The organism is Limimaricola variabilis, from assembly GCF_014195545.1.
In the GTDB taxonomy this organism is placed as follows: domain Bacteria; phylum Pseudomonadota; class Alphaproteobacteria; order Rhodobacterales; family Rhodobacteraceae; genus Limimaricola; species Limimaricola variabilis.
Map to the genome: position 1 here is coordinate 1 of NZ_JACIBX010000022.1, position 24,143 is coordinate 24,143.

General features: G+C 62.8%; 19 protein-coding genes and 1 pseudogene. 12 read left to right on the top strand and 8 right to left on the bottom strand.

Annotated elements, in window-relative coordinates; genetic code table 11:
• Positions 1-1,361 precede the first annotated feature (1,361 nt).
• From FHS00_RS17030 to FHS00_RS17050, 5 genes are all read left to right on the top strand, one after another.
• Positions 1,362-1,601 (top strand): FitA-like ribbon-helix-helix domain-containing protein, encoded by a 240-nt coding sequence (locus FHS00_RS17030; protein ID WP_183475298.1) that lies wholly within the window; start codon positions 1,362-1,364, stop codon positions 1,599-1,601.
• Entirely contained in the window at positions 1,598-2,038 is a 441-nt protein-coding gene (locus FHS00_RS17035; protein WP_221188902.1) for a type II toxin-antitoxin system VapC family toxin, read from the top strand. The genes FHS00_RS17030 and FHS00_RS17035 overlap by 4 nt, the downstream gene beginning before the upstream one ends.
• A gap of 435 nt (positions 2,039-2,473) precedes the next feature.
• Positions 2,474-3,667 carry a Fic family protein gene (locus tag FHS00_RS17040; RefSeq protein WP_183475300.1) on the top strand — a complete coding sequence of 398 codons (1,194 nt, stop codon included), beginning with the start codon at positions 2,474-2,476 and terminating at the stop codon, positions 3,665-3,667.
• A 159-nt stretch (positions 3,668-3,826) separates the two neighbouring features.
• Positions 3,827-4,054: a hypothetical protein gene (locus FHS00_RS17045; protein WP_183475301.1), complete on the top strand. Its 228-nt coding sequence runs from the start codon at positions 3,827-3,829 to the stop codon at positions 4,052-4,054.
• A 444-nt stretch (positions 4,055-4,498) separates the two neighbouring features.
• Positions 4,499-4,783 (top strand): DUF3892 domain-containing protein, encoded by a 285-nt coding sequence (locus FHS00_RS17050; RefSeq protein WP_183475302.1) that lies wholly within the window; start codon positions 4,499-4,501, stop codon positions 4,781-4,783.
• 390 nt (positions 4,784-5,173) lie between these two features.
• Here the strand turns inward: FHS00_RS17050 and FHS00_RS17055 are convergent, their stop codons facing one another.
• Complete coding sequence (locus FHS00_RS17055; RefSeq protein ID WP_183475303.1) at positions 5,174-6,952, bottom strand: SLC13 family permease; 1,779 nt, start codon at positions 6,950-6,952, stop codon at positions 5,174-5,176.
• Between the two features lie 326 nt (positions 6,953-7,278).
• Between FHS00_RS17055 and FHS00_RS17060 the strand changes: the two genes are divergently transcribed.
• The gene (locus FHS00_RS17060; protein ID WP_183475304.1) at positions 7,279-7,992 is read left to right on the top strand and encodes a cytochrome c oxidase assembly protein; all 714 of its coding nucleotides are present in this window, start codon (positions 7,279-7,281) and stop codon (positions 7,990-7,992) included.
• Positions 7,989-8,498, top strand: coding sequence for a CopD family protein (locus tag FHS00_RS17065; protein WP_183475305.1), 510 nt, complete (start codon positions 7,989-7,991; stop codon positions 8,496-8,498). Before FHS00_RS17060 ends, FHS00_RS17065 begins: the two co-directional genes overlap by 4 nt.
• Here FHS00_RS17065 and FHS00_RS17070 read toward each other — a convergent pair.
• Positions 8,468-8,983: a DUF2231 domain-containing protein gene (locus tag FHS00_RS17070; RefSeq protein ID WP_183475306.1), complete on the bottom strand. Its 516-nt coding sequence runs from the start codon at positions 8,981-8,983 to the stop codon at positions 8,468-8,470. The two genes, FHS00_RS17065 and FHS00_RS17070, sit on opposite strands and share 31 nt — an antisense overlap.
• A gap of 42 nt (positions 8,984-9,025) precedes the next feature.
• Here FHS00_RS17070 and FHS00_RS17075 point away from each other — a divergent pair, with 42 nt between their 5' ends.
• Genes FHS00_RS17075 through FHS00_RS17085 form a run of 3 tightly spaced genes read left to right on the top strand, consistent with a single transcriptional unit; the run spans position 9,026 to position 12,425 of the window.
• Positions 9,026-9,658 carry a cytochrome c oxidase subunit II gene (locus FHS00_RS17075; RefSeq protein ID WP_246391449.1) on the top strand — a complete coding sequence of 211 codons (633 nt, stop codon included), beginning with the start codon at positions 9,026-9,028 and terminating at the stop codon, positions 9,656-9,658.
• Positions 9,655-12,111, top strand: coding sequence for a cytochrome c oxidase subunit I (gene ctaD / locus FHS00_RS17080; RefSeq protein ID WP_183475308.1), 2,457 nt, complete (start codon positions 9,655-9,657; stop codon positions 12,109-12,111). Before FHS00_RS17075 ends, ctaD begins: the two co-directional genes overlap by 4 nt.
• Positions 12,108-12,425 (top strand): hypothetical protein, encoded by a 318-nt coding sequence (locus FHS00_RS17085; protein ID WP_183475309.1) that lies wholly within the window; start codon positions 12,108-12,110, stop codon positions 12,423-12,425. Before ctaD ends, FHS00_RS17085 begins: the two co-directional genes overlap by 4 nt.
• 243 nt (positions 12,426-12,668) lie before the next feature.
• Here FHS00_RS17085 and FHS00_RS17090 read toward each other — a convergent pair whose 3' ends face one another.
• Positions 12,669-13,205, bottom strand: a complete 537-nt coding sequence (locus FHS00_RS17090; protein WP_183475310.1) for a hypothetical protein — start codon at positions 13,203-13,205, stop codon at positions 12,669-12,671.
• Between the two features lie 192 nt (positions 13,206-13,397).
• Complete coding sequence (locus tag FHS00_RS17095; RefSeq protein ID WP_183475311.1) at positions 13,398-13,757, bottom strand: helix-turn-helix domain-containing protein; 360 nt, start codon at positions 13,755-13,757, stop codon at positions 13,398-13,400.
• Positions 13,758-14,085: 328 nt separating this feature from the next.
• On the opposite strand from FHS00_RS17095, the pseudogene FHS00_RS17100 reads away from it, so the two are divergent.
• Positions 14,086-15,010 (top strand): annotated as a pseudogene (locus FHS00_RS17100) (IS5 family transposase).
• Between the two features lie 1,862 nt (positions 15,011-16,872).
• Positions 16,873-19,464: a protein translocase subunit SecD gene (gene secD, locus FHS00_RS17105; RefSeq protein WP_183475312.1), complete on the top strand. Its 2,592-nt coding sequence runs from the start codon at positions 16,873-16,875 to the stop codon at positions 19,462-19,464.
• A 238-nt stretch (positions 19,465-19,702) separates the two neighbouring features.
• Here secD and FHS00_RS17110 read toward each other — a convergent pair whose 3' ends face one another.
• From FHS00_RS17110 to FHS00_RS17125, 4 genes are all read right to left on the bottom strand, one after another.
• Positions 19,703-21,946 carry a pyrroloquinoline quinone-dependent dehydrogenase gene (locus tag FHS00_RS17110; RefSeq protein WP_183475313.1) on the bottom strand — a complete coding sequence of 748 codons (2,244 nt, stop codon included), beginning with the start codon at positions 21,944-21,946 and terminating at the stop codon, positions 19,703-19,705.
• A 9-nt stretch (positions 21,947-21,955) separates the two neighbouring features.
• Complete coding sequence (locus FHS00_RS17115) at positions 21,956-22,393, bottom strand: AI-2E family transporter (RefSeq protein WP_183475314.1); 438 nt, start codon at positions 22,391-22,393, stop codon at positions 21,956-21,958.
• Positions 22,394-22,446: 53 nt separating this feature from the next.
• Positions 22,447-23,412: a YhjD/YihY/BrkB family envelope integrity protein gene (locus FHS00_RS17120; protein WP_183475315.1), complete on the bottom strand. Its 966-nt coding sequence runs from the start codon at positions 23,410-23,412 to the stop codon at positions 22,447-22,449.
• A gap of 331 nt (positions 23,413-23,743) precedes the next feature.
• Positions 23,744-24,094, bottom strand: coding sequence for a hypothetical protein (locus FHS00_RS17125; RefSeq protein ID WP_183475316.1), 351 nt, complete (start codon positions 24,092-24,094; stop codon positions 23,744-23,746).
• Between the last annotated feature and the right edge of the window lie 49 nt (positions 24,095-24,143).

Here is a 24,143-nt window from a genome sequence, read left to right on the forward strand (position 1 = left end):
TCGGTCGTCAGCCAGAAAAGGTTGCTCATTGATCATGCTCCTCGGGGAGCCTGAATCACGCAGCCTCATCAAGATCAATGGGTCCTGAGCCTAGGTGAAGCGCTCGAAAGCGCTGACGGAGAGCGAGCGGCTGCGCAAGGCCGAACCTCGCGCACCAGGACGGATCTGCAGCGGGCCGATACCGAGAGGAACGCTCTGCTCGATGAGCCAGGGAAGACAGGACCAGAACGAGGGAACAGATTTCCCGAGCCCTGCAGGTTCTGCACATCTGTTCCCTCGTTCTGGATCCGTGTTTCTTCTGTACGGAGTAACGCGGGGAGAGCGGTTGGCCGAGAAAACCGGGGAACGCGCACTGTCGGGAAAATGCCAGGCGATCGCTCACAGTGACCCGTGTCAGCCGCAGGATCTGCGCACGCCTCTGGCCGCAGGCACACGCCGTTCACCAACGGCCGATTAAGCGCCCCTGATGCCCGCGTTTTCCGGACGTACTTCATCCCGCCCGCGCTAGCCACGGTGGCGACTAGGGCCGAACGGTTGTGGCCCCTGAGCATGCATGGGGGCCCGGTTGGATCGGCGCCCTTGCGCGCGAGGCCGGAAGGATGGGGGACCGCCACATCACCGCATCGAAATCCCTGCATACGACTGGCAGGGCAACCTTAAGTCCATGTACACGGGGCAGCAATTCCGGGACGGCTCGACCAGCAGGCGCGCCGCGCCGCTGCCCGTTCTCCTGCGCCATCCGAGCCCCGTGTTGAGGAGCTGGCTCATACGGGTCGCGCCGGCGGCGGCCGCGCTGCCGGCCATCTGCGCCAGCAGTCCCGCTGCGTCCTTCGGCCTCTCCAGAAGTGTGCGACCGAAGTGTTTTAGCTCCGCCTCCCGTGCCTTCGGGGTGGAAGCCTGCGCAAGCGCGGCGAGCATGGTCTTGAGCGAAGGAGACAGCCTGGCGATCCTGCGAGAGATGGAAACAACTCGGGGGTTAGCTTGGCATGGGGCAATGCATCGCTGCAAGCGGGAGACGGCTGGCGAAGCGGGATTACACAGGTCCCAGAACCCGCTCGTCGCGCCTCGACCGCCCCTCGGGCTTCACATGCCGGCAACCTTGTGCGTCTCCGTCGCCCGGTAGGTCTCGAGCGCTTCGTCCGGATTGGGAAACGGATAGACGGAAGATTGGTGCTGATACCACGGGATCATCGGATCTACGGTTGCTCGGATGGTGCGCGCTGACTGGACCGCGGCCCGGGCGCGGAAAGCATCAGGGCTGCACCCCATGCCCGCTTTGACTACGGCTGCATCCCCTCGCTTGAATATGCCCCGCCACAAGGCCATCACTCCCGAAGATCTGCCATCGTGCCGGAGGGATCATGGCGAACATGACGGTAAGAAACCTGCCGGACGAGGTTCACGAGCACCTTCGCGTGCAAGCCCAGCAGAACACACGCAGCCTCGAGGCGGAGGTGCGCTCGATCCTCGTGCATGCCGTCATTGCCGCGAGTGACGGGGGCTTCGGCCACCGGCTCCGGGAGCGCTACGGGCGCCATCTGGGGGATGAGCTGGCCGTCGAGCGGGACCAGTCCGCGAACCAGTTGAGCCTGTTCGATTGATCCTCCTTGATACGAGCGTGATCGCCGAGACCCAGAGGAAAGTCCCGGACGATGCTGTCATGGACTGGCTCAACGCACAGGACCCCACGAACCTCTATCTGAGCGCGATCACGGCGGCGGAACTGATCTTCGGCGTTCAGGCGATACCGGACGACAAGCGGCGCGACAGACTGATGGTGGCTGTCATGGCCATTCTCGAGAAAGACTTTTCCGGTCGGATCCTGCCCTTCGATGATGCGGCGGCGCGGATCTACGGCACACAGGTCGCGGCCACGCGCCAGAAGGGCTACGCGATCTCGATCGCGGATGGGCAGATCGCCGCGGTCGCCCTCTCCCGGCCGGGCGCGATGGTCGCGACACGCACCCCGATGCCGTTCATGGCGCTCGGCGCCGACGTGCTCGACCCTTGGGCGCTTGGCGGGCCAAGACGCAGGTAGGCGACCATTGTCCCTCTCGGCCGCATTGAGCCCCTCAGCCCGCCGACCCTCATCCACCGCTCTTCTGGAAAGGGCCATCAGCTGACCAGATACGCCGGGCGCGCTGTCGCCAGGACAGTCAGCCTGCCGAGGCTGTATCGGTCCGTCGAAGCACACCAGCAAGAAGATGGAGGTGACGAGGCTATGCGAGGCGGCAGTGCGGTCCGCTTCGTCAGGGGCGGAGGGTTGGCTGACCGCGCATCACTGCCAGGCTGCAAGGCCACGATGCCCTTTCCGGCCCTCCAACCGGAACAGGACGCGGAATGATAAATGACGGACCGCAAGAGAAAGCCTTGTAGAGCACTTCACAATATGGATATTATTTCTCTTATGCCCTTCTGCTGGCGGGCAACAAAGCGGAACTCCAAGGGGACTTTAAGGCTTCATATCCCGATCATGACACAGCTGCGCGATGATCAGGAAACCATCTATGTGGTGGAGCCGCTTCTCCCGGAAGAAGCTTCGAAACACCGACGCGCTCTCAATGATCTCGCGCTTGAGTTGGCGACGGTTTCCGCGGAGCTGAGCGCTGCCCTGCCCCCGGCGGTCCGTGCGCCGTTGAGCGGGCTGGTCCGCTCGATGAACTGCTACTACTCGAACCTGATCGAGGGGCACGACACGCATCCGATCGATATCGAGCGGGCGTTGCGGCAGGACTTCAGCGCCGACCGGGAAAAGCGGAACCTGCAACTCGAGGCCGTGGCGCATATCGCGGTCCAGAAGTGGATCGATGAAGGTGGTCTGATGGAGCATCCCCTGCATCCGGAAAGCCTGCGCGAGCTCCATCGGCGCTTCTGCACAGGGTTGCCGGAAGACCTACTTGTGCAAAAGGATCCTGAAGGAAAGCTCCTGCCGGTCGTCCCGGGCCAGTTCCGGGAAGGCTACGTGAGGGTCGGCCGACATGTGCCGCCCAGCCCCGGCGCGGTGCCGCGGCTGCTGGCTCACATGCACCGGATGTACCGCATGCAAGGCCGGCTGGGCAGCGTCTTGGCGATCGCCTGCGCGCATCATCGGCTGGTCTGGGTCCACCCCTTCACCGACATGAACGGGCGGGTCGCCCGAATGGTCGCCCATGCCATGTTGCGCAATACGGTGAGATCGGAAGGCCTCTGGTCAGCGTCCCGGGGGCTCGCCCGCAACGTGGGAGACTACAAGGCCCGCCTCGAGGCGGCTGACGCGACACGTCCCGGCAGCGCAGATGGGCGCGGCGCGCTCTCGGAGGCGCGGCTCGCCGAATTTGCGCAGTTTTTCCTGCAATGCTGTATCGACCAGGTCTCCTTCATGTCCGGCCTGATGCGGCCGACCGAGCTGAGGGGGCGCATCGTGGATTGGGCGCGGCAACAGGAAGTGCGTGGTGTCGTTCTCAAAGGCAGCGATCGGATCCTGCGTGCCATTGTGACGGAAGGCGAAATCGAACGGGGAGCGGTTCCCGACATGCTGGGGGTCAGCGACAGACAGGCACGAAAGGTAACGGCCCGGCTTCTCGAGCTGGAAGCTCTGGCGTCCGAGGGTCCACGCTCTCCACTGCGACCGCATTTCCCGGCGACACTCGCATCGGCATGGATGCCGAACCTCTTCCCCGAAAAATAAAGGTCACACGAGAGGGCGTGTTTGCCGTCAAGATGACAGGATGACCGCTCGGATTGGTCGCTCGGGAATCCTGAGGAATGTCATGGGGCTGCCGGAGTTTGCCAACCATCCGGCGATGGGCCACTCTCACCCCCCGGCCATCACTTACGGAGGATCGCCATGCCGATGCGCCACCTGGCCACCTACGAATGTGCGGACGACCTCGGCAAGCGCCACGATGTTCAGCTCTGGCAGGACTTCAACACGGGCAGTTCCCCAGCGGGCGAGATCGCCGAATTGGCTGGCAGGCAGGAACTGCGGTTGGTTGATGGCCGCCCTGTCGGATACATCGACGAACGGACGTTTCAGGTTCTTGAGGATGACAAGATCCTGCGTCGCGTCGACTGACCCGTCGTAGCCGGAGGGCAGCCCCCATTCATTCGGGCGGTGCTCTACCATCAGGTCATCGACATCGAGAGATGACCCATCTTCATCAAGGGCGGCAGTTACCATCCGCTAAAGCCCATCGGACCGCCGAACCCCCGGTGAACGACCCGTCTCTACCCGGCGCAACCGCGACGCTACACGCGAAGGCCGAGGTGGCGCTGTCCGAAGCGAACAGCTTGCCATGCCCGTCGATGACGATCTCACTGGACCGGCCGCCAGCGCCCTGATCCAGGAGGAGGTCATCCGGGTTCTGCGAGCGATGGCGGAGGCCATGATAGCGCCACGTGACAGCGGCCACGACGACTACGAGCTGTACCCTCATGTCAGCTGGAGGAGCGGCCAAAGATCGAAGCCCCGGGCGACCGTTCACCATAGTGTCGCGCCGACCCCTTGCGGAGAAAAGACGTGCAGAAGACGATCCAGATCAAATGTATCCGCCGCGCCAATCACTGGAAGCCGAGAGACAGCATAAGCCATGTGGGCGGCGGCGCGCTTGCGAACCACTGGAAACTGGAACTTGACGAGGTGATCCAGAAAATCGAGAGCGGAGCCTGCATGTTTTTCGTCCATGTCGATAGCGATCCCGTTGCGGTCAATGTCGCGGTCGATCGAGATGGAAAGAAGTATATCAAGACGGTCGCAGACGGTGATTTCCCGACGCATCTTTTGAGCCTTCCCGAGTGCCCCTGAACACGAGGGGAAAGCCCTTCTCCAACGCGGGTGCTTTTCGCCGCCAACGGAGATTGCCACGATCGACCGCAGCGGTGCACCATCAGGCTGCGCAGCCGCCGCCGGGGGACAGGGATGGCCACCAAGTGACAGATTGACTGCATTGAGAAGAGGGACGGCGACAGCCCGTGGGACCGCATCTCTCATGTGGACAGCGCCATATACCTCCTTGGGAGATGAAGTCTGCTAAAGGCTGATCGCCATCGCCCAATCCGCGAGACGGTGGGCATGGTAAGCGAAATCACGCGCCCGCACTTGCCAGCGGCGCAGCTGCGGACCCAGGCTTAAAATACATTGATGTTTTGCTGCCCCCTCCGCCCCCTCTCCGTGCACCCTCTGCAGCATTAGTATTCAAAACGGAAAGAAAACCGGGATGACAGCCACCGAGACCGCTCCGACGATCAGGTTCATGGGCACGCCGATCTTCAGGAAATCCGTGAAGCGGTAATTTCCGGCGCCGTAAACCAGCGTGTTCGTTTGATACCCGATCGGGGTTGCGAAACTGGCACTCGCACCGAACATCACCGCCACGGCGAATGGCCGCGGATCAAGGCTGAGATGCGAGGCGAGCCCTAGGGCTATGGGTGTGATGATCACCGCCACGGCGTTGTTTGTGACGGTTTCCGTGAGCAGCGACGTGAGCAGGTAGATCGCTCCCAGGATCACCACCGGCGGCAGGTCCTGAATCAGCGGGACAAGGGCCGCGACCATCAGAGCCATTGCCCCGGTATGCTGCAAACCCGCGCTGACGATCAGCATTGAGAAAATGAGGACCAGGATACCCCCGTCGATGGAGCTCCATGCCTCCTCGCTGTCGATGCAACGCAGGAGCAGAATGGCTGCGACGGCCATCAGCACCAGAAGACTGATTTCGGCCACCCCGAGTGCCGCCAGGCCCATCACCGCCATCAAGGCCAGAAGCGCCAGCGGCGCCTTTTGCCGTCGATAGGCACGCGCACTCGCCTGAGTAATCGCAGCCAGGTCTCCCGCCTGCGTAAGACGGGCAAGACCTTCCCCGGTCCCCTCCACCAGCAGCTTGTCGGCTGGGCGCAACAGGACTGTCGGAAGGTCAGGCCCCAGGTTTTGGCCATGTCGGTGGACACCGAGCACCCGCACTCCATAACGGTGGCCGAGGGCCAGCTGCGCGAGCCGGATGTTGCTGCCGCGACCAGACAAGGTCGCGACGGCCTCGGCAACCGCAACCTCCTCGCCGTCCCTTGGTCCATGCCGAAGGCCGACCTCCATGCCCTCCAGATCGCGCAGTGTCAGAAGCTCAGACGTCGTCACACTGGCGACGATCCGGTCACCAACCTCTAGCCGGTGCTCCCTGAGGTTCGAACGTTTGATCTCCGATTGTGCACGTATCGCGTGCACGTGAATTTCGGGACGGTCGAGGTCGGGAACCTCGTTTATCGGATGGCCCAAGCCTGCATAACCCTCGCACGGGCGCAATTCGGTCAGGAATTGAACCTCGCCTCCTGAGACGATATCGCCTGTCTCCCTGCGGCGCGGCAACAAAACCGGGCCCAGCACCAACAACGTCAAGCCACCCCCAACGGTGGCGATCAAGCCGACAGGCATTATCTCGAACATTGAAAACGGCTCCATGCCGAGATCGCTGGTCACCCCGGCGACCAGCATGTTGGTCGAGGTGCCGACAAGAGTCCAAGTTCCGCCCAGAACAGCCGTGTAGGACAGTGGGATCAGCAAACGCGTCGCAGCGACGTCCAGGCTCTGCGCCAGGCGCACCACCACCGGTATCAGGATCAGCACGACAGGGGTGTTATTCATCAGCCCCGAAGCGAGGAGCGTTGCCAGCAGGAAGGCGGCGATCCCCAGAGACGGTCGGTGGGTCGCCCCTGCCACGACCCGATTGGCGACTGCATCCAGCAGGCCGGTCCGGACCAAGGCGCCGCTGATAACGAACATGGCTGCGATCGTGATCGGCGCAGGATTGGCAAAAGCGGCCAGCACGTCATCCGACGGCACCAGACCCAAGCCGATGAACAGCGCTGCCCCACCGGCTGCGGTCACCTCTGGCGGATAGCGTTCGGTCACAAATCCTGCGAAGAGGAGCAGCAATAAGACGAACGAGAGGTAGGGCTCGTATTCCGCGATGACCTCGGTCATAGCGCGACGCTCGCCCATCCTCTCAACCAAGTCTAGTTTCGCAACTGCTCACTCATCCTTGGCATCGCGCTCCAGAGCGCCGGCGTGACGGACAATGACGTCAACCTTACTGCAGCGCGTCGCTCATACAGGTCGTTCAAAATCCAAGCTTCGGTAGGGTAATTACCAGAAGTTGCGAAGGCGTAGGCGAGAGTATGTGAGATTGCACATCTCGCAGCGGAAAACATCGTGTTGAACCGCGACCTTACCGATCTAACTGGCATTACAAACAGGTTGGCGATGTAGTTCGCCATGTCCTGCGGGCAACAACGGTCAGGAGCATGCCAATGCCGGTCGAGATCCTGCCGGGTAGCTATTGCGGCGCGGCACCTCCGCCAGACCTGGCGTTGCGCAGCTGGAATCTCGACCCTCTGCTGCTGGCGGGGCTGCTCCTTTTGCTGGTGGTCCTCAGAAACGCGCGGACCGGCCCCGCCGCCGTCGGAGTGTTGGCGTTCGCGTTCGTCTCTCCTCTCTGCGCGATCTCGGTCGGCCTGTTCTCGGCCCGCGTGGTGCATCACGTGCTTCTCGTCGCGGTCGCGGCGCCGCTGCTGGCCGCGGCCCTGCCCGCCCGCCGGCGCTCGGGCGTTGCCCTGTCCTTCCTCGTCTCGACGGCGCTGCTCTGGGCCTGGCATCTTCCGGCCGCCTACGACCTCGCGCTGAGCGACGTGGTCGTCTACTGGGTCATGCAGCTGACCCTGTTGGGGTCAGCCGTCTGGTTCTGGCGGTCGGTGCTGAGCGCGCGCACTGGCATCGACGCCGTGCTGTGGTCGCTGGCTGGGCTGATGCAGATGGGCGCGCTCGGCGCGCTGCTGACCTTCGCGCCGGCGCCGCTCTATGCCATGCATGGGCTGGCGCCGCTGGCCTGGGGCCTTACGCCGCTGGCCGATCAGCAGCTCGGCGGGCTGATCATGTGGGTCCCGGCGATGCTGCCCTATGCCGCGATGATCGCGCTTTCGGCGCGGCGCGGCTGGCGGGCCGGGAATGAGCGGGGCCTCGCGTGAGCTGGCTCTACGATCTCGTCCCGTACCTCAAGGCGTTGCATGTAGGCATGCTGATCCTGTGGTGCGGCGGCCTCTTCGCTCTGCCCCTGATGCTAGCGCGGCACGATCCGGCGATCGGCCAGGGCGACTACGAGCGCATCCGTCGGGCCACCCATTACGCCTATACCCTCGGCATCACCCCGGCGGCGGTGATCGCCATCGCCTCCGGCACGGGACTGATCTTCCTGCGCGAGGTCTACGTGACATGGATGTTCGCCAAGCTGGTCTTCGTGGCGGGGCTGGTGAGCTTCCATGTCTGGGTCGGTTACGTTCTGGTCGCGGTGGCCGAGCGTGAGGGCGCGCATCGCGCGCCGCGGCCGGTCTGGCCGCTGATGCTTCTGATGCTGCCGATCCTCGGCATTCTGGCGCTGGTGCTTGCCAAGCCCGAGCTTGGCGAGATCCCGGTGCCGGGCTGGCTGGCGGAGCCGCTCGACCGTCAGCTGCCCTTCGACGTGCCCAGACGATAATCGAAGACGAGTTTGCCGCCATGCCACCCCGTGACCATCACCACGAGCACGCTGAATCCCGAGATCAGTATGCCGTAAGGAAGCACCGCTGCCTCGTAGCCTTGCAACCGGTAACCCCAGTTTGCGCCGAGGATCGACAGCAGCAGCACCGCAATCACGAAATGCGACCACGCCGGGGCACGGATGCGGATGCCCGGCACCATGAGAAGCTCGGCTGTGCCGGTGGCGCCGGCGGCGAGACCGAACAGGAAAGCCGTGCCCGCCGCCCAGATCGCGGCGCGCGCCCAGAACAGCTCGCCCGACCACCAGTAGAGCGCATCCGCCCCGAAGGTGCAGAAGGTCAGCGCCACCGGGAAGGCCACGCTCATCGCGTGCAGCGGATGGCCCCAGATACCGACGACGGATTCGGTCTCGTCGTAGCCGGCGGCCTCCACGATCGGGTCGTGAAGCTCTTCGTTTTTCGTCTGGACCATTTCCTCGGCCATGCCCGGTCTCTCCTGCGCTGGGGTCTCGCCGGTTCAACACCCTTGCTGCTCGCGGGTTGCGAGGAAAGCCTCTCGGCGGTGCACCCGGCGGGCCCGGCGGCCGCGGTCATCGCCCAGCTGTGGTGGGTGCTTCTGGGGGGCGCGACGGCGATCTTCCTCTTCGTCGCGGCGCTGATCGTGCTCGCCTGGCGGCGGCCACCGGCAGAAACGGAGGAGCGGCGCTTCGTGATCTGGCTCGGGCTGGCCTTCCCCATGACCGTGCTGGCCGCGCTGCTGGCCTATGGCCTCGTCGTAGGCGAGCGCCTGCTGCCGCGCGCGACGCCCGATCTGGTGCGCGTTCACGCCGAAGCGCGACAATGGGCCTGGCGCTTCCTGTACGACGACCTGCCAAGGCTCGAGACCAACAACGTACTGCACATCCCGGCCGACCGCCCGGTCGACGTGGCCATCACCACGGTCGACGTGGTGCATGGCTTCTGGGTGCCACGGCTCGCGGGCAAGCTCGACGCCGTGCCGGGGCATGTCAACGTGCTGCGGATCGAGGCGGATGCGCCCGGCCGCTACGAGGGGCTGGGATCGGAGTTCAACGGCGTGGGCTACCGCGACCACCGCTTCACGGTGATCGCGCATGACGACGCGGGCTGGCGGGCCTTCCTGCAAGGAGAGAGGCCATGAACGCGCTCAGGCGCCATCGTGCCCTGTCGCGGATCTGGGCCTCGGACCCCGGCCTCAAGGGCTGGTTCACCACCGTGAACCACACCGATCTGGGCCGGATGTTCCTCTTCGTGGCGACCTTCTTCTTCGTGGTGGGCGGCATTCTCGCGATGCTGATCCGGGCGCAGCTCGCCAGCCCTCGCTCGGCTTTTCTCGGCCCCGACCACTACAACCAGATCTTCACCATGCACGGGACCATTATGATGTTCCTGTTCGCGATCCCCTTCTTCGAGGGGCTCGCGGTCTACCTGCTGCCGAAGATGCTGGGCACGCGCGACCTCGCCTTCCCCCGGCTCACCGCCTACGGCTTCTGGTGCTACGTCTTCGGCGGCGCGATGATGATCTTCGCGCTGCTGGCGGGCTTTGCGCCCGACAGCGGCTGGTTCATGTATCCACCGCTGTCGTCGACCATCGGCGCGCCGGGGATCAACTCGGACTTCTGGCTGATCGGCATCACCTTCGTCGAGATCTCGGCGATCTCGGCCGCGGTCGAGATCACCGTGACGGTGCTGCGCTACCGCGCGCCGGGCATGTCGCTGTCGCGGATGCCGATCTTCGCCTGGTACGCGCTGGTCACGGCGGTGATGATCCTGACGGGCTTTCCGCCCCTTATCCTCGGGTCGATCCTGCTGGAGCTGGAACGCGCCCTTGGCATGCCCTTCTTCCAGGTGGCGCAAGGGGGCGACGCGCTGCTCTGGCAGCACCTGTTCTGGTTGTTCGGCCACCCGGAGGTCTACATCATCTTCCTGCCGGCGGCGGGCGCGATCTCGACCATCCTGCCGGTGATGGCGCGCACCACGCTCATGGGCTACGGCTGGATCATCGCGGCGGCGGTGAGCCTCGGCATGCTGAGCTTCGGGCTCTGGGTACACCACATGTTCACCACGGGCATCCCGCATATGGGGCTCGCTTTCTTCTCGGCCGCCTCGACGCTGGTCGTGGTGCCGACGGCGGTGCAGATCTTCGCTTGGATCGGCACGCTGTGGAAGGGCCGGCCCGCGATGCATCTACCGATGCTGTGGCTCCTGGCCTTCTTCGCCACCTTCGTGATCGGCGGGCTGACGGGCGTGATGGTGGCGATCGTGCCCTTCGACTGGCAGGCGCACGACACCTACTTCATCGTCGCGCACCTGCACTACGTGCTGGTCGGCGGCTTCGTCTTCCCGATGATCGCCGCGCTCTATTACTGGATGCCACATTTCACCGGTCGCAAGACCTATTTCAAGCTCGGCCATGCGGCGTTCTGGCTCGTGGTGCCGGGGTTCCACGGCACCTTCCTAGCCCTGCATTGGGCCGGGCTCCTGGGGATGCGGCGGCGGATCGACAGCTACGAAGCCGGCCAGGGCTGGGAGACGATCAATATCATCGCCTCGATCAGCGGCTTCGTCATGGCGATCGGCTTCGCGCTGGTGCTGATCGACGTGGTCGTGAACGCCGTGGTGGCGATCCGCGGTTCGCGCGATCCCTGGGGCGCGGGCACGCTCGACTGGGCCATGCCGACGCCGGCGGCGCCCTACAATTTCGCGAGCCTCGCGCATGTCACCTCGCGCGAGCCGCTCTACGAGGACCCCGAACTGCCGGTGCGGCTGGCGCGCGGTGAGGGATATCTCGGCGACCCGGCCCGCGGCCGGCGCGAAACGCTTTCGGTCGACATCGCCACCGGCGAGCCACGCTACGTCGTAATCTTCCCGGGCAACACCGCGCTTCCGATGCTGATGTCGGCGATCACGGGGCTGTTCTTCCTCGGAATGCTGATCAAGGCCTATTGGCTCGTGCCGATCTCCGCACTCGGCGTGATCGCCTGCGCACTGGTTTGGGTCCGGGGGCTTGGGCGCCGTGCACCGGAGGGAAAGCTCACCGTCGGCCGCGGGCTGTCGCTCGAAGCCGCCGCCGAGGCGGCCGACCCGCCAGGCTGGTGGGGCTCGGTCTTCCTGTTGCTGGCCAACGGCACCTTCTTCGGCTCGCTGCTGTTCGGCTATGCCTTCCTGTTCTCCATTGCCCCGAACTGGCCGCCCCCGGCCTATCTCGAACCAGGCATCCTTCCGCTGGTCCTCGTGCTTGCCGGCGCTGGCCTGACCCTTATCGGCCCCCGCCTCGACACACTCATGGGGCAGGGAGCAGCGCTCGTCGGCCTTGTCCTGATTGCCAGCGCGGCGCTGCCCGTGCTGTCCGAGAGCCCCGATCCCACCCTTCATGCCTATGACGCGACGGTCTGGGTCTTCGTCGGGTACGGGCTGCTGCACTGCCTCGTCAGCATATTGATGTGGTCGGTCGTGGGGCTGCGCCGCCTGTCGGGCCATTCGGCGCTCACCACGCTTGGCGCGAGGCGCATCGCCTGTCTGTGGAGCGACTACACCCTTTTGGTCGCCCTGTTGACGACCGCGGCGATCGGGCTGCCCGGGGTGCTGACATGAACGCTATCTTGCGCCTGTCGCTGCCGCTGACGCTTTGGCTCGCTGCCTTCAGCGCGGTTTACGGGCTGCACGGCTTGCTGTGCTCGAGCCGGTGGGCGGCGTTCGTCCCGGAGCTTCCGGGCCGGGCCCTGCTGGTCGGCGCAGCACTCGTCGCCGTGGCGCTTCAGATCGCGCTGCTTGCCGTGCTGAGGTCGTCACGATGGCCTCGTCCCAGTGTCGCCATCCACGGCATCAGCATGGTGCTTGCCACAGCTGCCTTGGTCGGTACGGCCTGGACGCTCGTGCCGGTACTGGCGACGTCGCATTGCTTGTAACGTCGATCCGTTCTGCAACTCCTTAGGCAATGAACCCGCCGTTTGACCAATTTGCTATGGAAATGTTTTCCTCCTGCTTGCTGCGAAGTGCCGCATCCGGTCCTCTTACCGCAGCGGTCAACAGAATTGAGTCCATCCAAAGATTATCAGCAGTGAAGGCCCGCAATCGGTAAGCCCACAATGAGCGCCAAGAGGCGACTCTAATGGGTAGACTACCTGAAGTGAAACCTGCGATGGCTTGCTTCAAGGTAGCCCAAATGCGGAGAAATGTGCGCACCGGCGATGACTTGCCTTCAAGAAGATGGCCACGGGCACGCCGTTTGCAAATCCCAAGGCCAAGGTTGCTTTGGCCACTTCAGGAGGAAGCCTTGCGCCGTCGCCTCCCTCCAACCACGTGAAATCGTTTGGCATGTTCTCGACCGGCCCCGACGATTCCGTAGGGGGGCCATATATATCCTCCATACCCATACGCATCTCCATTAGAAGCCTCAATGGGTTCGTCGGGGGGCCGGCGTTCTCGAGACCAGTCACCGTCACGAACTCGCATATTTCTCCCGCGTCGGTTTCGACCAGATAACTTTTCCCCTGAGATTCCATATCTATCTGAAAAAGGGAAAGCGAGCGACCATTCACAGACATCGTATCGATCTTTATTTTATCAGCAGAGTAGGGTGATGTGAAATCTACGCCAAAGAATTCAGTCAGTGGGCTTTGTGCCTTAGCGCTTGAGGTGAATCCAAATAGAATTGCGACCGCCGTACCGAAGATAGCCCGAAACATCAGTCGCATTCCTTACCAATCAGTTAGCGCCTTCAAGAACTAGTCTCTTGCTACTGTGCCTCGACTTGGGTTCCGGTGCCAGTGAACTCGACAGTCCGCAACGTCTGAGCGATAGTCTCGAGCTTCCGCGAGTCTGGTTGCTGCCAAACAGAAAGCTAGAAGAGGACGAAACTCCGAGTGAATCTTCTCGCACTAACGCGGAGGATCTTCCATCCCCAGCATACTCTTAGCCAATTCCAAAAGCGCTTTCCTCTGCTCTTCGGGCAGAGCCCTCGATACCTGAAGCAACTCGGCCGAAGCACGATCAACTGGAGCTACATGGCACGGTTCAGCTTTCTCCGTACCATCGAAGAAGAAGCTTACTGGGAGAGTGAGCGCTCGCCCGATATCCCAGAGTCTTGAAGCTGAGACCCGGTTCATACCTGTCTCATACTTCTGGATCTGCTGAAATTTGCATCCCACGGCGTTACCGAGCTGCTCTTGTGTGACTCCCTTCATCCAGCGTGCATAGCGGATGCGCGCGCCGACGTGTTTGTCGATGGAATGTGTCATGCTGGTCGTTTCAACGCTCAATTACGAGAGGAACACTTGCGACCCTTTTCCTGCACAGTAAGCACCTCATTCGATCCGGCCACAAGGTAGACATCACCCAAAACCTCTGCTTTTCACCGCCTTTTGCTCTGAAGGACTACTCAGCTAGTAACACGAACAACCGCACGACAGCACTCGCTTTTTGGTTGTTCTTCTAACTGCAGAGGAACAAGTCCCCACGGCTTCGCATGGTAGAAAGTCTTTCATAAGGATCGCCGCTCGACGGACTCTGTTGCGCAAACAGACTGACCGGATTCATCTCTCGGAAGCTGCATGATAGCGGGCGCGCATGAGCAGCAAACCGACGCCGCCGAGCTGCACGATCATAAACTGGGCTGATTATAACACGGCGCTGAAGAAGCGTGGCTCCCTGACGATCTGGTTCGATCCCGACATGGTCTGGACCCCGCCACCGAGCGGCAAGAGGGGCCGCCAGCAGAGTTACAGCGACGCTGCCATTCATGTCTGGCTGACGATGAAATCGCTGTTCGCCCCGGCGTTCCGCCAGACGACAGGCTTTGTCGAAAGTCTTTTGCAACTGATCGGCCTGGACTGGTCGGTGCCGGACTTCAGCACCCTATGCCGACGCCAGAAGGCGCTGGCTGTAGACATCCCCTATCGCGGTTCACTGGGTCCGCTGAACCTGCTGATCGACAGCACCGGGATCAAGGCCGAGGGAATAGGCGAATGGCACGCACGAAAGCACGGCGGGCCAAAGCGACGTTTGTGGCGCAAGATCCACCTCGGGATCGACGAGGACAAGTTGGAGGTTCGGGCTGTCGAGATCAAGGACAGCCGGACCGGTGATGCCCCCATGCTTCCTGAACTGCTGGACCAGATCCCCAGCGACCAAGACATCGGCTCGGTCACGGCGGACGGCGCCTACGTACGCGCAAGTGCCATGACGCCGTCGTGGCGCATGCGGCCATCTCGCCGCGCAAGAACGCGAAGAGTTGGAAGCCTGGCACTGCTGGGGCGATCGCCCGCAACGAAGCGCAAAAAGCGTCAAAGTATCTGGGCCGATCCCTATGGTTTCATGGAAGTAGGTATCACCGCCGAAGCCGCGTCGATACGAAGAGGCACTGTGTGAAGCTGCTGGCCAAGGCCTCATGGCCCAGGACTTCGATCGTCAGGCCGCCGAGCGCCTGATCCGCATTGCCGTGCTAAACTGCTTCGCCGCGCTCGGCATACCTGTGATAGAGGCCGTAGAATAAGTCCGTCTGGGAAAGGAGCATCTCGGCCATCACTCGTTTTGCGCAACAGAGCCCGCCCGTCGGCAACCACAAGGTCACTTTCCGCGTCGCCATTTGAGCCTATCTTCTGTTCAGGAGGAGACACTAATGAGCTCACATAGTCCCAAGCAGTCCGACCTATCTGAGATGTTGGATGCGGATGGTGTGGCACAGCGCCTGGGGCGCTGGGTTCCACTCGGCACCAGTATGGCCCAGACCTGGGCACGCCAACGAAGGATTATCGGGGTTCCCGCCGGTCGAAATAAAGTTTACCCCGCCTTTCAGTTTGATAAGGTCGGGCTACCTTTGCCTGAGATGCGGGACATTATCTGCGCGCTCGCATTCTATATGTCCGACGAAGAGATTTATGCGTGGCTGCTAACGCCCTGTACTGAATTAAATGGATGCGCGCCGCGAGAGGTGCTACAGCGAGACCCGGCTGCAGCTCTAGATGCAGCCCTAGCACTTTGTGATGGACAAGCTTCCGCACATGCTCGGGGCAGTTCCACTCCTCCATACCAAAGCAGGCGCCTTAGTTAAAACCAAATCACCGCGCTACAGGTCACAGCGTTGACGGCAACTTGTCTCTTGGCGCTCGATTGCAGAATCCTTTCACCCTAACTAGCGCTGCTAATCGTCTCCTACTTGCAGTCCGAGCCTGCCCCCTTCGACGCATCGACAGGTTGTCTGGAGGGGGTCAGAATATCTTATCAATGAGACGGCCCGCCAAGACAGGGCGGACCGCTTTCTCAAAACCTATCAACTCTTTAAGAACACATGACATGAATCACGCTGCCAGTTGACCGGGTCGCGGAACCGTAGCCAAGCGCACTCCTGCCACTCCCTCTGTATATCAGACTTGACGTCTTCGTAGACAATAAATCGAAGGAAACTCGAAGACCTTCAAGTAGCTATGGAAGTTGAAAGACCTACCCCCGACGAGGCGCAGCCAGCAGTTTCGAGGCACAAAGCCCTGTCTTGATTAGATTTATGAGCTTTGCCTGCGGCTTTCTTTGAACCGACCCAGTGATAGCTGACCGAACACGGCATCACCTACTTGACCCGCCGCTGGCAATGTCTCGGACGCTCTGCGATAGAATTCAAAGCCCGCGCAGTGCACCCTCAACTACTGCCCATAGGACCAACAGAATCTCACTCGGACTCGAGCTCTCGTTGAAAAGCCGAGGCAACTATCTTCAAAGTCTCGCGTTTCTGCCAGTCCTCGACATCGAGACCCGGCTCGCCGGCAATGCACAGAGCTAGCACGACCGGTTGAGGACCAACCGCCTCTGTAGGACTAGCTACGCCAGGCCGGGCAGCGTATTGAGATGGTCATGAAAGCAATAATCGCGCAGATCGCGGGCAGGATCGGGCCGCTCATGGCCCTCCTTGTCATGCTTTCTGCATTGGTTGCCTATCCCTCCCCGCGTATCCCACTGGCCAGCATTCGGCACGCCGAGGCAACGATCGGCGCCTTTTCCCTGACCGAGATCCGGGGCGTCTCCCCTACTGCGGCGTCAACACGCGCAGCGCTGGACGCCCCCAACCCGGCCGCGCCCGAGCCGTTCCACCCGGCCGGCTTTCCGTCCGTGCCCTTCGATCCGACGCAGCCACGCGCGGCGTCCCCCAAGCCTTGGCATGCCCTGGCCCCTCCCGTGGCTGGCGGGATGGGTCGTCTCGCCCACCCGCCGCGCGCGCCCCCGCTCGCATGATCCCGCAAAGCCCCCGCCACGACTGATCCCCGACCCGGGATCCTTGCCGGGGCACCCTCCTCTCTCAGTAGAACAAGCTTTCATCGACATGTCCCGCGCAGCGCCTGCGCCGGGGTCTGTCCGGGATCCAACATGCAAAGACCAACCTTTTGGAAACGCCTCAGCGTATGGGGTGTCTGTCTCCTGTGCCTCTGGCTCGCCCTACCCAATGCCTTTTATGGACGGGTCGAGCGGCACAATGATCTCGCGTCGCCGTCCGCGACGAGCACAACCGTCTCTGCCGATAGTGCCGCATGGCCGAGCTGGTTGCCCTCCAGCCTCGTAAACCTCGGGCTCGACCTGCGCGGCGGCGCGCATCTTCTGGCCGAGGTCGATGTGGAGGGCGTCGCACGCGAGCGTATGGACGCGCTCTGGCCGGAGTTGCGCGACGCGCTGCGCGGCAAGGTCGGCACCATCCGCCGCCTCGATGCGCCCGCCGGGGAGCTGCGCATATCGCTCTCCCAACCAAATAACATGGAGGACGCGCTACAGGTCGCGCACGGCTTCGCCACCCCGGTCTCGACCCTCGCCGGCGCCGGCTGGTTCGATCTCGAGGCGTTGGATGAAAACGGCATTCTAGTGCTGCGCCATACCGAGGCCGGACTCACCGAGATGTCCGACCGCGTGGTCGCACAGAGCCTCGAGATCATCCGACGCCGCATAGACGAAGCGGGCACCCGCGAGCCTACCATCCTGCGCCAAGGCGAGGACCGCGTGCTCATCGAGGTGCCGGGCATCGACTCCGCTGAAACGCTCAAGAGCCTTATCGGCACGACCGCGAAACTCTCCTTCAACGCGGTTCTAGGTACCGGCGGCGCGGCAGGGGCGGACGCCCTCATCCTGCCTTCGGCAAGCCAGCCCGCGCTGACCTACGTTCTCGATCCGCGTGCAATCGTCACCGGCGAGGATCTCACTGACAGCCGGCCCGGCTTCGATCAGAACGGCCGGCCCGCCGTGACCTTCCGCTTCGATAGTGCGGGGGCGCGCGCCTTCGGCGACTTCACCGCAGCCCATATCGGCGAGCCCTTTGCGATTGTCCTCGACGGCGAGGTGCTCTCGGCGCCGGTTATCCAGAGCCACATCCCCGGCGGCTCGGGGATCATCACCGGCAATTTCACTGTCGAAGAGTCGACCGAGCTGTCCGCCCTGTTGCGCGCTGGTGCGCTGCCCGCTGAGCTGCGCTTTCTCGAAGAGCGGACCATTGGGCCGGAGTTGGGACAAGACAGCATCGCCGCCGGTGCCCGCGCCGCCATCGTGGGCCTCATCGCGGTCTGCGCGATCATGGTCTTGAGCTATGGTCGCCTTGGGCTCGTCGCCACATTCGCGCTTGGGATCAACATGGCGATGCTGATCGGGCTCCTGTCGGCGATCGGGGCCACGCTCACCCTGCCCGGCATCGCCGGCATCGTGCTGACCATGGGCATGGCAGTGGATGCAAACGTGTTGATCTTCGAGCGAATCCGCGAAGAACTTCGCGTCGAGAAATCGGTCTGGCGGGCGGTCGGCAAAGGCTTCGACAACGCCTTTTCGGCCATTCTCGACTCGAACCTCACCGGGCTACTGACCGCCGCCCTGATGTTCTGGCTCGGGTCGGGCCCGGTGCGCGGTTTCGCTGTCACCATGGGACTCGGCATCCTGACCTCGATGTTTACCGCGATCTTCGTCACCAAGCTGGTATTGCAGAGCTGGTTGGAATGGCGTCGCCCGAAAGCGCTGAAGATGACGGGCCTGCTGAGCCGCCTGCCCACACAGACCTCGATCAACTTCTTCCGCGCACAATACGCCACTTTCGGCGCCTCGGCCCTGGCGGTAGTTGTCTCGATCTTTCTGATCATCACTATGGGACTCAATCTCGGCATCGACTTCAAGGGCGGCACCAGTATCCGGGCCGAGACCCATCTAAGTCTCGACATCGGCGCCTACCGCACAGCCCTTTCGGGCATCGGCATGGAGGACGCAGTGATCACCGAGGTCTTCGACCCAACTTTCGCGCCGAATCAACATGTAGTCTCGATCCGCATCGGCGGGGAGGTGGGCGATGCAGCGCTGTCGCAGACGACACTTAGCCGGGTGCAGGAGGCGTTGCGAGGGGTCGATCCAAGCATAGCCTTCACCTCGGTTGAAACAATCGGTGGCAAGGTTTCAGCCGAGCTACTGTATATGGCGCTGCTGGCCGTCGGCGCGGCGACGACAGGAATCCTGCTATACGTCTGGTTCCGCTTCGAATGGCAATTCTCGGTGGGCGCGGTCGCAGCGCTGATCCATGACGTCGTGGTCACACTTGGGGTCTTCTCGCTGTTCCAGTTCAGGGTCGATCTAACGATCGTGGCAGCGCTGCTAACCATCCTTGGCTATTCAATTAACGACACGGTGGTGGTCTTCGACCGAGTGCGCGAGAACCTCCGGAAGTATCGACAAATACCGCTCCGGGACCTGCTTAACCTCTCGGCCAACGAGACGCTGAGCCGGACACTGATGACCTCTCTGACCACGCTGGCGGCACTGGTCGCGCTGTTGGTGCTGGGCGGCGACGTAATCCGCGGTTTCGTCTTCGCGATCACCTTCGGCGTCGTCATCGGAACCTGGTCGTCGATCTATGTCGCCAAGAACATCGTACTGATGCTCGGCGTGGATCGTCGTAGCCGCGAGGAGCGCGAGGCTGCGCTGGCCCCTGCCGAGAGCTGAGCTTCGGTTTGCCGCCCTGCCTATATGAAGCCGGCAGGGCGGCTTTCTCTACTCTGGGCGCATCAGCAAAGAGCCGGCCGGCAATTAGAAGAACAGGTACTATGCAAAAGCCCTCCCAATTGCGCAAAACTTGTCGGGACCTACCTTGGCGGCAAGACAATTATTGACAAGGATCGTACAATGTGTCCACTCGACGACATGCCGTTGGTTTCGTCAGCGTCACAGGAGAACTGTTTAATTATTTTTCGACCGGAAGCGCAAACGTAATCACTTGATCTCCAACTTGCGGTTTTAGGATCGGATTTCCTCCCGCCACGAAGCTCACATATTGTCGCCCCTCATGTTCGTATACAGCGGGGTTGGCCACCGCCGGAGCCTCGATTCGCCAGTTCCAAAGTTCTTCCCCCGTTGCGGCCGAGAGTGCACGCACTCGAGAATCCATCGAGGCCCCGATGAAGATCACCCCGCCCGCTGTAATGGCTGGCCCCCCTATTGTGGGCGATCCCCAGCTCTCGGGGGCGTAGAAGCCCCACTGCTGAGTCTGGCCAAAAGGCCGCTCCCATAATTGCTCACCGGTATTGAGGTTGTACGCGAGCATAGTGCCGAAAGGGGGCTTCCAGCACGGGAGACCTAGTGGCGTCAGGAAATTCGTAAGCTTAAAACCATAGGGCACGCCCTCCTGCGGATAGTACCCTTGCTCGGCACCACTTTGGCCCGCGATCTCCTCATATTCTTCGCGCGGGATCATTTGAAGGATTTGCGCCACCTTCTGGGTATTTACATAGAAGGTATTGGTCTCGGGATCGAGCGCGCCGCCGCCCCACTGCATGCCCCCTGCCGTACCGGGATACATCAAGGTGCCCTTGCCTCGGGCAGTCGGAGGAGTGAACAGCCCCTCGTAGCGCAGCTCTTCGAGCGTTCGGGAACAGTAACCGAGGCTTGTCAGATCGGCGAGCCACCAGATGCCGGGCCAGGTATCGTAGGTGTTGGTGGGAGGCGGCACGTCGACGAAGGGCTGGGTGGGTGCGGCCTGCTCGCCCTCGAGATCCGAGGCGGGGACCGGCCGCTCTTCCATGCCAAATACCGGCGCGCCGGTTTCGCGGTTCAGCACGTAAAGCATGCCCTGCTTCGACGTCTGAATCAGCGCCGGGATGGTTTCGCCGTCCCGCTCGATGTCTACGAGTGCCGGTGCGGCGCCGGTGTCGTAGTCCCATATGTCGTGATGGACGAGCTGACGCGACCAGACGATCTCCCCCGAATTGGTGTCCACCGCTGTTACGGATGTCGCCAGCGGCAGTTCCTCCAGGCGGTTGCCACCATAATAGTTGGGCGAGGGTGAGGAGACTGGCATGTAGATGATGTCGCGCTCGGGATCGATGGTCATGTGGGTCCAGACATTCGCCGTGCCGGTGCGGTCCCACAGCTCCTTGGGGATGAAGTTCACCGTCCAGTCCAGTTCGCCGGTCTTGGCATCCACCGCAAAGACTGTGCCCGGAGGTGCCTGCGCACTTTCCCAGTCCTTGCCAGCCCAGCCGACGAAGAGACGGCCCTCATGCGCGACGGGAGGTTGCAAAAGCGACAGCGGCCAGCGATCGTTGGTATCGTTCCACTGGTTCACGTCAAGCACGCCGGCCTCGCCGAAATCCTCGCACGGCCGCCCGGTATCAGCATCGACCGAATGCAATTTGGCGTCCATTGTCCCGATATAGACGCGCTTTGCGCAGGTGCCCTCGGCACCTTGCTCCTCCCAATAGGTGACGCCACGGTTTTTGAGTGCGGGCTGAGTCAGGGCCTCCAGTCTGGCTTGGCTGTCGTAGGTCCAGCGCTCCTCCCCCGTAGCCGGATCGAGAGCGAAAATGCGGTAGAAAGGGGTGCCGAGATAAAGCGTCTCATTGGCGTAAATCGGAGTGGCGGACCAGACTGTTTGAGGCAGATCGCCCGAGCCATCAGAGACGTCACCGGTCTCGAATTCCCAAGCCGGCTGAAGAAGATGCACATTGGCCGCATTGATTTCGGTCAGCGGGCTGTACTTGCGTGCTTGCAGATCGCCGTGAAAGCCGGGCCAGTCCTGCGCGCGTACGTCGGGTGCGTGGGCAATGGGCGAAGCCAGAAATACCAGCACAGCGGCGCTGGGGCCGTAGCCCTTGCGAGAGGCAAGGTTCCAGATGGCTCCGATGATGGCGAGCAACATCGACCACATCGCGACGTCCTGCATCAGGAAATACGCGGCCAGTGCCGTCAGAACTGCGCCCGCCAGCACAAGCCATTTCAGCGTGAAGTTCAGCCAATGGGGCATCCATTTGAACAAGACCAGCGCCGAGGCCACCGCTACTGCTGAGGCCCCGACCAGCGCCAACACCGCGCCGGCGCTGCCTGCGACCCCGCTTTCCGACCAAAGATAGGCAATCAACAACGCCACGCTGGCGGCGCTGGCGGTGATCAGGGTCAGGCCGATACCGGGCTGCTTGTCACGATAGGTCATTCGGTTCCCTCACATTTGCGAAGTTAACGCGACGTTTGCGCAGGGGTTCCTGCACCTATCAGGTCTCGATACGACAAGAGCTTCGAGATTGAACGAGAGCAGCAACGTGCTCTCTTCGCCAGACCCGAGCGGGAGGCGCTCGACGATTTGCTGCGCCGCAATTCCGATACAGGCGAGGAAACCGAGGAGCGCCAGGAAGATCGTTCCCATTGCTGCCACGTGGCCAAGCCACCGGAACTTCTCCGGCGCTCGTTTGGTCCCCCAACGATCCACCGGGGCAACAAGAAGAGCAAGAAAGACCGAGAAGATGACAGGCACCACCACTGGCGCCATAGCCCGAAGTGTCCAACCCACGAGAATGATGGCCATGACTGCCACGCATCCCAGCAGAATGGCACGCCAATGGGCCACGCCTTTCGTATCAGCGGAATGGGTCGGCTCTTCCATTGCTCCTCCCGGTCAAGGATCGACTACTGCGGCGCAGCCGATGGGTTACGGATTTACGGCCTTCGACCGAGCGTATCGGCCATCTCCGCGTTGCGTTCTCCCATCGGCCTGACGCGCCCTCGCGTGGTGTCCCGCCTAGACTGATGCTCCATCTCGGCATTCAGCAGGGCTCCGAGCAGCACCACGAACGCCGTCATCCATATGTAGAGAAGCAGGATCACCACCCCGGCGAGCGCGCCGTAGGTCGGCTGGTAGCTGCCGAAATTGCGCACGAAGAGTGCGAAGAGCACCGAGCTTCCCAGCCAAAGCGCCGTGGCAATGACCGCGCCCGGGGTGACCCAGCTCCATCGCGGCGGCCTTCGCGCCGGCGCGTAACGATACAGCAGCCCCAGCGCCGCCATCGACAGCAGCCCCAGCACCAACCAACGGCCCACGCTTATGATGGTGCCGGTCCACCCCGCGAGCCCCAACGCCTCGGCGGCCGGAGGCGCCGCCACCGCGAGCGCCAAGGCGGCAAGGGCCATCGACGTCAGCACCGCTGTCAATCCCAGCGACACGAGGTTGCGCATGATGATGTTGCGAGACTCGTCCTCCGCATGCGCCATGTTGATGCCGCTGACGAGGTTGTCGATCCCGCGCGACGCCCAGAACAACGATAGCGCGAGGCTGATAACCGCCGTGGCTGTCGCCTGACCGGGGGCCTGGCTCACGAGCTCGACCGCCTGATCCCGCACCACCCCGAGCGGCTCGGCTGGGGCCAGCCCATCCAGCGCGTCGAGCTGGTCGATAACGAGCTCGGGGTCGAAGAACAGCCCGGCCAGCGACACCAGCATTGCGATCGCCGGGAACAGCGCCAGCATGCCGAAGAAGGCGACCCCCGCCGCGACCAGTGGGACGAGTTCCCGTCCGATCCGCCCGCTGACGCGCCACCAGATGTCGCGCCAGCCCGCCGGTTGGATCTGATCCGGCCGCCATGCCTCGCGCCCGCGGCCGCGCTCCTGCCCGGCTTCTTCGGGCACCGCTGGCGCAGTTGGCCCTTCGCCCTCTGAATGCGGGTTCGCCTCTACGCCGGGCCCGGGTCCTTCGCGATGCCGCTTCTGCATGCCAGCCGCCCTTTTCAGTGGCGCCAAGTTGGCGACTCATTCTCTGCAACGCGCGATGACGCTTGCTTGGCACTCCGCATGTCATTCTCCTCTGCCGCCAGGCAGGCAACGCGCCCGCAGTCTGACGGAAGGCCGGGGCTGGACTCGTTGAACTGTGTCCAGCCCGTCAGCGGAGAACTGTCGGACGAGGGCGGCCCCACCTTTACAGGCGCCGCGGCAAAGACCACGGCGCCGCGTGACAGCCTTCTCAGTTCCCGCTGGACGAGCTGTCGCTATCCGACGCGTCGCTGTCGCTCGATCCGCTGTCGCTCGAATTGTCGACCGAACCGCCGTCGCTGCTGCCTGACGCCTCGGAGTCCCCGGTCGCCGCCTTGCGGCACTCGATGTACTCGTCCTGGCTGACCATGCCGTCATCGTCGAGATCCATCTCGGCGAACTCGGTCCGGCTCTGCTCCTCCTGGTCGCCATCGGTGGCGGGGCTGTAGTCCGAGGTGCAGAAGGAGTTGTCCGTATAGACGTTGGTCGTGACGTCGCTCTGGGCCAGGGCCATGCCCGAGCCGAGAACCACGAAGGCTGCACTACTCAGCAGATGCTTCATCCTGGATCTCCGTTTCTCCCTATAGGCGGCCGCCCCATGGCGGACCTGC